Here is a 1,178-nt window from a genome sequence, read left to right on the forward strand (position 1 = left end):
CAAGTTTTACTGCCTGTACTTTGTATTCATGGTCATATTTACGTGCCACTTTGAATACCTCCTTATTCTCTTGGTTTTATTATGAAATCCTTGAGAATAAACTGTCAACTTTTTTTATACCACACCAGATAAGGGTAATCCTTATATTTTAAGGCGCACATGAAAGCGTGAATGAAGTACACTTAGTACGTTAGAGGGCAATGTGCCCTCTTTTTTTTCGCCCAAAATCGATGGGATATGGTATGATAGAGATAGAAGATTATTCCAAATGGAAGGAAAGAAGGGGAACTGTGCATGAGCTGGATCAATGGGATCAATGAGGATGGAAACTTGGAAGTCAATGCCGCACATTTTGATGGTCTTCCAAACATCGAAGAGAATACCTTGATGAGAATTATTGTGGATGAAAAAGAACGGATGGTGATCTTTCGAAAACGTCTGTTTCGGAAAGAAGAGAAGGATCAGGATATCCTTCTGTCGTTTGATCAGATTTTAGGTGCCGGTTTTATTACCCGAAGCAAACTGGTGAAAAAAAGCGTTGTAGGGCGTGCTTTTGTAGGAAGTCTATTCTTTGGGGATACGGGTACGATTCTAGGAATCATGTCTGGACAGGGAAAGAAGAAAAAGAAAGAGCTGTGCTTTGCAATTTCATATTCGGATTCTTTTGGGGAAAATCGTCTTCTGTTATTTGACGATACGATCAGTCATCCGAAAGCACTTCCGAAACGGTTAAATGAGATTGCCAAAATAAATCATCCGGCAGTGGAAAGAAAAGAGGGTCCCATTCGGCTCTAATGCCTTTTTAGAGGGAACGATCTGATCATTCTTGCTGATTAAATAAAAGAATGATGTTATAAATTTATGTTTTGAAAGTGGGGAGGAGTACAAAAATGTTATCTTTCACCAGTCAATAGAAGGTAATAAAAGACAAACTATGGGGTCTGAAATAAAGATTGGGGATATTCGTTTGTCAGAATATGAAGATGATTGGAAATAAATTTTTTGATTTTAGCTAAGTCTTAACAATGAAATTACCTACATAATTTTTTGTTGGGGCTGTCGCACTAAGTGATTAGTGCGCAGCTCCTTTTCTATGCAAAAAATAACTGCCAGACCTCGAAAGAATCCGGCAGTTGGTGTAAAATATTAGTATGCTAACACTTAATAAATTACAAAAA

At 37.4% G+C, this 1,178-nt stretch carries 1 protein-coding gene; it reads left to right on the top strand.

Annotation, left to right across the window (positions count from 1 at the left end; genetic code table 11):
- Positions 1–294 precede the first annotated feature (294 nt).
- Positions 295–795 (top strand): hypothetical protein, encoded by a 501-nt coding sequence (locus CI597_RS17505; protein WP_024729450.1) that lies wholly within the window; start codon positions 295–297, stop codon positions 793–795.
- Positions 796–1,178: the final 383 nt, after the last annotated feature.

Origin of the sequence: Anaerostipes hominis (ex Lee et al. 2021), from assembly GCF_002270485.1 — a bacterium.
GTDB lineage: Bacteria > Bacillota > Clostridia > Lachnospirales > Lachnospiraceae > Anaerostipes > Anaerostipes hominis.

Bases quoted from the DNA above. Each gene is read 5' to 3' on its own strand.
- CI597_RS17505 (WP_024729450.1), top strand. From the start codon at position 295: ATGAGCTGGATCAATGGGATCAATGAGGATGGAAACTTGGAAGTCAAT.